Raw genomic sequence first — 9,809 nt, forward strand, 5'->3', positions numbered from 1 at the left:
CCGCGCCCCCGCCGCCTTCGCTGTCCGGGGTCGACCCCCGCCAACTGACCGGCGCACAGCCCGCGTTGCGCGACGCGGACCTGTTCCACCCGACCGGCTCCGTCCCCGTCTACGGCTTCGACGCGTGGAGCCAGCTGTCCACGGCCCTCGACCAGGTGGCCCCGGACACCGGGAGCAGTTGGCGTTCCGTGCCGGCCTCGACCTCCGACGAGAACGCGTCCGTACGGCTCGGCGAACTCATCCAGGCCGGCACGATCTCGCTGGACACACCCCGGCAGACCGGCGGCATGCTGCCGTCGATGCCGGGCGCGTTCCCGTTGCAGAACGCCCCGGACCAACGGCCCACCCTCACCGTCTCGTTGTACCGGCCGAGGGCGGTCACCGACGGTGGCGACGTGGCCATCGACCGGCTGCGGATCAACACCCAGAGCAGCAGCACGGTCTCCGGCGCCGACACCACCACCGGGCTGTCGCTGCCGTTCGTCATGAGCGCCGACGACCCCGACCGCAACCTCCTCGGCGCGACCCCGCCGGTGCTCCAACGGCCCGTCGACGCGAGCAACTTCGGCAGCGGAGTCTCCGGCGGCCGCCGCGACTGGCTCAAGACCGGCAGCACCAGCCTGCCCGCCGACGGCCGCGGCACCCGCAGCTACGAGGTCCGGGCCGACGTCCACATCGAGGTCACCGGCCCCGAGGGCGTACGCCATGTCACCGGCACGGCCACGCTCCGCATCGAGGAGCGCGACGCACTCGGCCACGGCATCACCGAACCCAATCCGGTACCCCAGGTCTACGACCTCCCGGCCCTGCTCACCGAAGGCACCGGCACCCGCCCCGAGGACTGGGCGACGACCCGGTTGGGCGACGTACGGAACAACCTGAACGCGGGCGTCGACCTCACGGACGAGGGCTTCCAGCTCTGGGTGGCCACCGGCCCCGACCCGGACGGCTCCCGCCTGACCCTGGCCCTCTACGCCGCGTCGCGGGCGGCCCGGGACAACGGGCGCCCGGTAGAACTGGTCACCCGGGGCCCGGAAGGCCTGCGCATCTGGTCCTTCGACCCGGACGGCACGCTGACGGGACCGCTGGCGGGGAGGCCGGACACGGGGGACGGGGCGCCGGGTACCGATCTCGCGACGCCGGGGACGGACTCGGGGGCGCCGGGGACGGACGCCACGGCACAGGGTTCCACCACCGGTGTCGTGTCCCTGGACCAGGCATGGGCGGACTTCGAGCGCGAGGCCGCCGCGTTCGACGAGGCCGAGGACGACCACACCGCGGCGCTCCACGACGAGTACGGGCAACGGGAGTTGCGGCCCGACGCGCAGGACGCCCTGAACGAGGCGACCACCGCGCTGAACGACGCGGCGGACGAGGTCCACCGGACCGGCACGGCCGCGACCACCGCCGAGCAGGAGGCGGACCAGGCCGAACAGAACCTCGACGACCTCATCACCCGCGAGAAGACCCTGACCGGCGGGATCTCCGAGGCCCGCCGCACGATCGGCCCGCTCACGGACGCGGTCTCGGAGGGCGAGCGCCAGGAGATACGGCTCAGCGCCCAGGCCAAGACGGCCCGCCGCCAACTGGCCGACCTCACGGCTCGCGCGGCGGCGGCCTCGACGACGAGGGCCTCCGGCTCCGGCGACATGGACGGTGCCACGACGGTCGAGAGCGCGCCGCCGGGCACGGTCACGCAGGACTCGGACGCCCCGGGCACGGTCGTAGGACCGCCGGCAGGGGACGACACCACCGGTCCCGCCCCCATGTCCGACCCCGACTCCGCCCCTGCCGTAGACCCCCGTCTCACTCAGCAGATCGACGAAGTCACCGCCGAGGTCGGCAAGTTGGACGCCGATCTGGGGGAGGTGCGGGCCGGTCTGGAGCGGGACCGTGCCGCGCTCACGGACGCCCAGGCCGGCCTGGACCGCGACGAGGCGGCCCTGCGGGAGACGCGGGCGCAACTCCCGGGCGTCAAGGCCGCGGCCGACACGCTGCGTTCGGACGCCGGCACCGCTCGCGGGCATGCCGAGGACGCGGCCCTGGTCCACGAGGACGCACGCGAGAACCATGAGCGGGCGGAGCAGACGCTCGGCGAGATCGACGCGCAGATCGACAACGCCCTCGGCAGGCGCGACGACGCCGCGGCCCGCCGGGCTGCGGCGGAGACCGCACTGCCCGGCGCGACCGGACCGGTGCTGGCCTCCGGCCCCTCGACGCTGCCCACCTCACGCACGACGCTGGCCTCCGTCGCCCCGCGCTGGCCTGGCTCGGGCCGCCCGCGCACGGCGGGTCCCTCCACCGGCAACTCACCGCTCCCCGGCGACGGCGACACCTCCGAGAGCGAAAGTTCCATCACTGGGGACGGCAACTCCACCACCGGGAACGAGGATTCAGGGGGCGACGAGAGTTCGGACGCGGACACCGAACTGACCACCCCCGACCCGACGACGTCCGTCATCCCGCCGAAGGACACCACCGGCGGGGACCAGGACAGCACGTCCGGCGACCCCGGCACGACCTCCGCCCAGGACAGCGCGTTCGACGCCCTGGTCGGCAACACCATCACGTCCACCGACCTGCACAGCGCCCCGGCGGACACCGACACGGCACCCATCACCCCGGACGAAGCCAAGGGCAAGGGCAAGGCTCCTGCCCAGGACGACACCAACCCCACGTCCTCTACCCCCACCGCCTTCCAAGTGCGGGCGCCACGAGGCAATCTGGTGCCGACCCGCGGTGACGGCCGGTGCATGCTGTACACGTTCATCGGCACCGACCCGGCGCGGGTCCGCGACCGGCTGCCCGGGCTGCGAACCCAGGCTCCGGAGACCTACGCCTGGCTGGGCAACCCGAGTCAAGTCCGCGCCGGACTAGCCCAGTTCACCCGGTGGCGGCCGGGCACCTCGCCGATGCCCCGGGCCGGCCACCACCTGATGCTCGCGGCGGACCAGCTGCGCATCCTCGCCGAGGACCGACTGCTCACCGCGCGCGGCGAACACCCGTTGCCGCACGAGGTGGTGGGCCAGGTACGGCAGACGCTCGCGGGGTGGTTCGAGGGACGCACGGCGGCCATGGACCGGACCGAACTCCTGGCGACGCTCGACGAGTACGGCATCGAAGGCGTGACGGAGCCGGACCAGTTGGAGCTGGACGATCTCAACACGCTCTACATCGAGGCGCTGACCGGCAACGACGCGATCGGCCCGGCGGAGCCCAGCGTCCGGGACATGTTCGCGTACCTGCGCGACACCGACCAACTGCCCACACTGGACCACCTCTCCGACGAACAGCTCCGCAGACTGCTCGGGCACGGCTACTCCGTCAGCGACGCACAGTTCACCGACGCCGAACTGGCCCACGCGCTCGACGCCGTCCAGAACTGGTCCAGGGAATACGAGAGCAACCAGGGCGAGTTGTTCCTCCCACTGCTGGCGGACACCCTGGACGTGGCCGTGGAGGTACTGCGGCCGGACCGGTCGACCGGCCTCGGCACCGTCACCCGCGTCGGCTCACCCACCGCCACCCGGGTCCTGGAGGTCCACTACACGGGCCTGAACCACTACAGCGCCACCGACGCCGGGCCCCTCACCGTCGACCCGACGACCATCACCCCGGCGCCGGCGCCCAGGGGCCCTGAGGACGCCAACAGCGTTCAGCCGGACGGCCGTTACCGTCCCGCACCCACACGCGACGCCGATGAGGAGCGGCCCGCGTCCCGTGTCGCCGATCCCGCGCCGAAGGACTCCTGGTTCGGTCTGCGTCCGCATGCCCGTGCCGCCGTTCACTCGACGGAGCGGTTCGATCCGCATGCGGATCAGTCCAACTCGCCCCGGCCTGGGGCTCTTAGCGGTGCGACGACTCTTGTCCGTACGCAGGTCCGTCGTATCCAGGCGCCCAACGGCCAGTGGATACGGGACTACACGCTCAACCTTCCGGTCACCACGACCAACCCGGACCTCACCCGGCAGCTCAACGAGCGCATCTCCGGTCTGCTGGACACGCACCTCAACTCCGGTCTGGCGCTGCCCAGTTCAGGCGACCAGCTGCACGTCAACCTCAACCTGATCAGCGACCCGGCTCACCCTGAGGCCATCACCCTCACCAACACGTCCGACCCGGCCCGCGCCGACCAACTCCACCTGGACGCCAACCACTCCGACGCGGACCTGCTGCACGAGGTCCTGCACTATCTCGGCCTGCCGGATCAGCAGCGCGACAACGACTTCCTGCTCCGCAATCACCCGAACAGCACCACGGTCCACACCACCGGCCTCATGGCCACCACCCAGGACCCCGTCCACATCCCGCGCCGCTACCTCCGCACCATCGAGAACGTCACCTCTGCGGGGCCCCAACTCCACGACCACGCGGGCCAGGACGAGACCACCCCTGCCCTCGACCCCGACGCCACGCCCATCCCCACCGACTCCTCCCTCACCTGGCCCACCTCGAACGCCCCGACCGCACGGCCGACCGACCGGGGGCGCTTCCCGTCGACCTACGTGAACACCTATGGCGCGTCCCCGGACGGCGCGGTGGGGTTGGTGTACGCGGAGCCGTTCTCGAACGAGGTGATCGAGGGGCTGCACGGGCAGGTCTACGCGGAGCTGGGACTGGACGCCGACAACGTGCCCGAGGCGGTGCGTGAGCAGGTGCGGGGTGAGCTGAGCCGGGACAGTCTCGCGCTTCAACTGCCGTATCTGCGCTCCAACGGCGGTTATCGCATCACGGTCCGGGTCGGCGGACGTGATCGCACCGTTGACGTACAGCTGACGCTTTCGGATGCGCGGGAGTCGTTGCGGCAGGGGCGTTTTGATTCGCGTGATCCGGACAAGCATGTCGAGCGGCGTGGTTTTGGTACGCGGGAGAACTTCTCCAGTCAGCCGTCGGGGACGTATCGCACGGTCCAGGTGCCGTGGACCGGTTCCTGGGCGATCACCGCGCCGACGGCGGTGCGGGCGGTGGACGCGTCGACGACGGTGTCCATCACCCACAACCAGGCCAGTGACGCGACGACCGTCACGCAGGCCGTTCAGACCACGTCCTCCCAGCGGTCCAACGAGCCCTCGGACGCTGTGGAGTTCACCACCCACTGGCGGGTGCGCGCCGACGCCCCCGCGGTGCCCGCCCCGGCGCAGGGCGCGTGGAGCGACCCGGTGTCGCACGGACCCACCACGATCTGGTTCCCCCGGCACCTCACCGCCGCCGACCCGGCGCAGGGTTCGCTGCCCGCCCCGGCGGCGCTGACCGATCTGCCGCTCTACGGTGTCGACTCGGTGGTCGATCCCAGGGCTCTGTACGAGCACGTCCACCGGGAGTTCCACGCCGACTTGGACGCCACCGCCGCCGGGCAGGTCTCGGACTTCCTGTCCGAGCAGGTGCTGCGTGGCACGCTGCCCATGCAGATCGACGGCGGGCTCTACTCGCCCGTGATCACCAATGCCGACGGTGACGCGGTCGGCATGCTGCACCTGGTCACCGTGCCCAGGACCAGCACCCCCCAGCGGGAGAGCATCGGGGGCCAGATCAACCTCGAGAGCCATCTGGTCAACACGGCGAAGGTGGACCTCTCGTCGAAGTACACCAGCGGTATCGGGGTCAGCGGCAGCGCTGCCGCCGCCCTCACCGGTGACCACAGCCAGGGGCATCCGGACGCCTCCAGCACCGTCGGCGGCAGTCTCGGTCTGCGCGCGCAGACGCAGACGACCGTCACCAACTCGTACAGCGCGAGCAGTTCCGCGGGCACGATGCACGCCATCCGCACCAACCAGAGCCATCTCCTCACCCGCACCGGCGTCACCTACCGGGTAGCCCTGATCCGGCCGGACGGCACCGTGGCGCAGGCACCGGCGCTGACCCAGGCGCGTGGCATGGACCTGCGGGTCCTGAGCAGCACGGTCGCCGCCGGCCACGCGCCGAGCCCCGCGGAGATCAGGGCGCTCCCGGACTCGCTGGAGCGGTTGGACGGCATCGGGCTGAGCGCGGCCCCGCTGGACGTCACCGAAACGGCCCCGCTGTTCCGCGAGGCCGAGACATGGCTGCGCCGTGAGGGCTTTCTGCCCGCCGCTCACGGCACGGTGCGGGGCCACGAGCCGGAGCACCAGATCCGGTTGCACGCCCAGCTCAACAACCTGCGCCGACTGAGCGAGGCCCGCTCCGGCATCGGGCTGCGCGCCGCGACCGACGCGATGGTCGACGGTGGCCATGCCCTGCACTTCGAGGTGCCGAACAGCACCGACACCGGCGTCCGTCGGGTCCGGCTGGTGCTCACCGCCACCCGTACCCCCGGGCAGGCCAGCGTCCATCGCCAGGTCCTGCCGGGCATCCAGGTGATGGGTCTGGCCCAGATGGCGGGCAGCGACGCCGAGCAGATCGGTGAGTCCTACGGCGCCGCGGTCGGGCCGATGGGCAGTGTCAGCTGGCCGCTGGGCCCCTGGGGGTCGATGGGGTTCGGGGTCGACTACCAGTACGGCGGTCAGGTCACGCACGGCGACACGGTGGGCGGCGCGACCTCGCACGACCAGTTCTACATCGGCACCAACCAGCGCAGCGACGTGTTCGAGGTGCCGGTGGATCTGGCCCTGGACCTGTACGCGGACGACACGGACGTGCCGACCGAGCGGTTCGGGGAGAACGTCAACCAGGCGGCCCAGGCGCAGGCCCTCGCCCAGGCCCAGGCCCCGGCTGTCCCCGGTGCGCCGCCCGTCGGGCCGACCGTCACCGGTTCGCTGCGGCTGGCGGTGCCGAACGGCCGTACCCTCGATCCCGCGGTGACCCCGGCGCAGCGCCCCGCGCGGACCGACGGGGCGCCGCGTGACAGGGACGGGACCGACATCGCCCGGCTCGACGGGACGGACGCCAACGGCAACCCGATTCCGGACCTGGTGCGGATACCGGACGACGCGCTGATCGACACGGTGCGCGGTTCCGCGGCCCTCGAGTCCGTCTTCCGGCGGGCCGCCACGGTCATCCGCAACCAGGCACAGGCCCAGGCCCAGCCGGCGCCAGCCGTCCCGGCCGTCGGCCCGATCCTCCCGGTCGCCGCCCCCGCCGTACAGCCCGCTCCGCCCGCGCGCGACGGCATCCCGCCACTCGCCGGCCTGGGGCTGACGGACAGCACGACGCGCGCCGCCGAGACCCGGCACGCCGCGATCACCCCGGGCAGTCTCATCGCCCACGGCCACGAACTGTTCAAGAACTCCTACGTGGTCGAGGGCCTGAGCCTGCCCGGGACGGTCACGGACAGCCAGTACTCCCTCGAGATCCAGGCCATCGCACACCATCCCCGGCTGCTGGACACCACCCGGCAGTACCTGGAGACGGGTGTCTCGGCCACCGACAGCGCCCAGCAGCTCAAGTCCCTCGGAAAGTCACACCAGTTCGGCGGCACCGGGGTGATCACCCAGAACCCGTCCTCGCGGCCGGCGGGGCAGGGCAACACCGGTCCGGAGTCGGACGGTTCGGTCTCCACCAGCCAGACCAGCGGCACACCGGACGGCCTCCAGTTCAACCCGTCCGTACGGCTCGGCCACCTGTCCCGCACCGACGCCTCCGACACCCTCTCCGCCAGTACGGGCGTCAACCGCACCCCCACCGAGAGCGGCGCCCTGCACCGTGTGGCCGCCGACGTCACCTACGTGGTCACGGTCCGGGCGGGCTCCCGCGCCGTGCTCAGCGGGGTCGGTGACCTCGGCACGATCGAGCCCGTCGTCTTCGCGGTGGACGTCCCGGACGGCCTTCAGTTCCTCATGACGCAGGGTCAACTCAACCGTGACGCGGGGCGGATAGGCCCGGTGACCGGGCTCACCCCCGTGCCCACGGTGGCACAGACCCCGCTGCCGGCCGCGTACGTGAGCAACCGACAGCTGGGCCTCGGCGGCGTCCTCTCGGTCATCGAGCACGACAGTGCTCCCGTCGTACCCGTCAACGGCCAGTTCCCGCTGGTGCCGGTCAACCCGCGGGAGCGGCGCGGCCAGGTCGGGCGGGATCTGCTGGAACTGGTTGAGGCCGAGGCACCCGGATCCACCACCCCGGGGCACTCCGGCTACCAACAAGGTGTGCACAGCCGGATCGCGCAGCTCACCTCGACGGCCGGACTGCGCTCGCTGCCCGGACGCGGTCCGGACGGCACTCCCCGGCGGGCCACCACCCGCTTCCACTTCCGCCACCACGGTCACGGCGGCGAGCGGTTGGTCGAGGTCACGCTGACGGCGAGGCCTCGACAGACCCAGAACCTGGCCAACGTGCTGGGTTCCTCGACCCCGGGCTCGGGTCTCGAGCAGTGGCAGTCGCACACGGCCGCGGGCCGCACCATCAGCCAGGCCGCGGTCCGGCAGAAGCAGCTTCCGGTCACCCTGACCACCCGCTACCGCCGCCCGAACGAGGCCCCCGACTCCACCCAGACGGACCGCGCGGCGCCCGTGTTCACCCTTCAGGCGGCCACCAGCCGGTCCGTCCGGCGGGCGACCACGGCCGACAACCGGTACTGGCTGCGTACCGACAACGGCGCCGACTTCGACGGCCTCGAGTACGACTACGTGGTGTCCGTCCGCTCGGCGCTGGTCGGCGACTGGCCACTCAACCTCATCGGCGGCGCCATCCAGAACGGCATCATCGCCCTGAACGAGACGGACGGTGCGGCAGGCCGGTGGATCGACCGGGTGTTGCTCCGGGGCACCCCGCAAACCCGCACGGTCCCGGTCAGCCTGACGCTGCGGTTCACCGGCACCGAGACCAACACACCCGTACCGGCGGCCACGGTGACCGCCGCGTCCGTCCTCTCCGCCGTCGACCCGCGCAACAGGGCGCTGCCCGGCCCGCCTCCCGTCCCGTATCTCACCGACGCGCAGATGTTCCACCCGGTGGGACCGACCCCGGCGTTCTTCTTCGACGGCTGGGCGCATGTGGGGACGGCGCTGGACGAGGTGGCGCCGCGCGGCGGGCGCGGCTGGCATTCGCAGGTCACCTCGGTCTCGGTGGAGGGACAGGCGGTCAGGCTGGGCCAGTTGATCCAGGCCGGGCGGGTCTCCCTCGACCGTCCCCGGCTGGCCGCCGACCTCACCCGCAAGATGCCCGGCACCACGCCTTTCGAGGGAGCGCCGGATCAGCCCCCGTCGATCACGGTGACCCTCTACAACCCGCGCCGTTCCACCCACGCCGACGACGTCACCCTCGACCAGCTCCACAACACGACCGACACGGTGAGTACGGCGGCGGGCGCGGACCACTCCTTCGCGACGTCGTACACGCACCTCGTCAGCGGCGACGACGACAACCACCAGATCGGCGGCATCAGCATGCCGCTCGCCCAGCGGCAGACCCAGCCCTCCACTTTCGGCGGCACCACCACGGGCAGCCGCCGCGACTGGCTGAAGTCCGGCAGCACCTCCGCGCCCACCAACGGGACGCGCGGAACCCGCAGTTACGTCGTCGACGCCGACGCCCACCTGCTCGTCGAGGGACCCCAGGGCACCCGTCACGTCACCGGCACCGTCACCCTCCGCATCGAGGAGCGTGACCTCCTCGGCCACGGTCTGCTCGCTCTGCCCGATTCCCCGGAGAACGTCTACGACCTGCCCGCGCTCGTCCCCGACTGGGCCACCGCCGCTCCGCACACCCTGCCCGAACGCCTCAACTCCGCGATCCCGCCGGGCAGTCGAGGCGTGCAGTTCTGGGTGGCTCTCGGTGCCGCAGTTCTCTCGCGCCGCCCGCGAACGCGGGCTCGGCCGGGCCGTGCGGCACCGGATAGTGACCGCGGGACAGGGCCCGGCGCAGCCGGTACTCGTCCAGCGGCGCGGAGAAGGCAC

General features: G+C 72.1%; 1 protein-coding gene. It reads left to right on the forward strand.

Going from position 1 to position 9,809, the window contains the following annotated elements; all coding sequences use genetic code 11:
- Positions 1-9,809 (forward strand): OTU domain-containing protein (locus tag ACNFOC_RS44390; protein WP_521986577.1); only part of this gene is annotated, 9,809 nt, incomplete at both ends.

The sequence above is a fragment of the Streptomyces colwelliae genome, assembly GCF_048158785.1.
GTDB lineage: Bacteria > Actinomycetota > Actinomycetes > Streptomycetales > Streptomycetaceae > Streptomyces.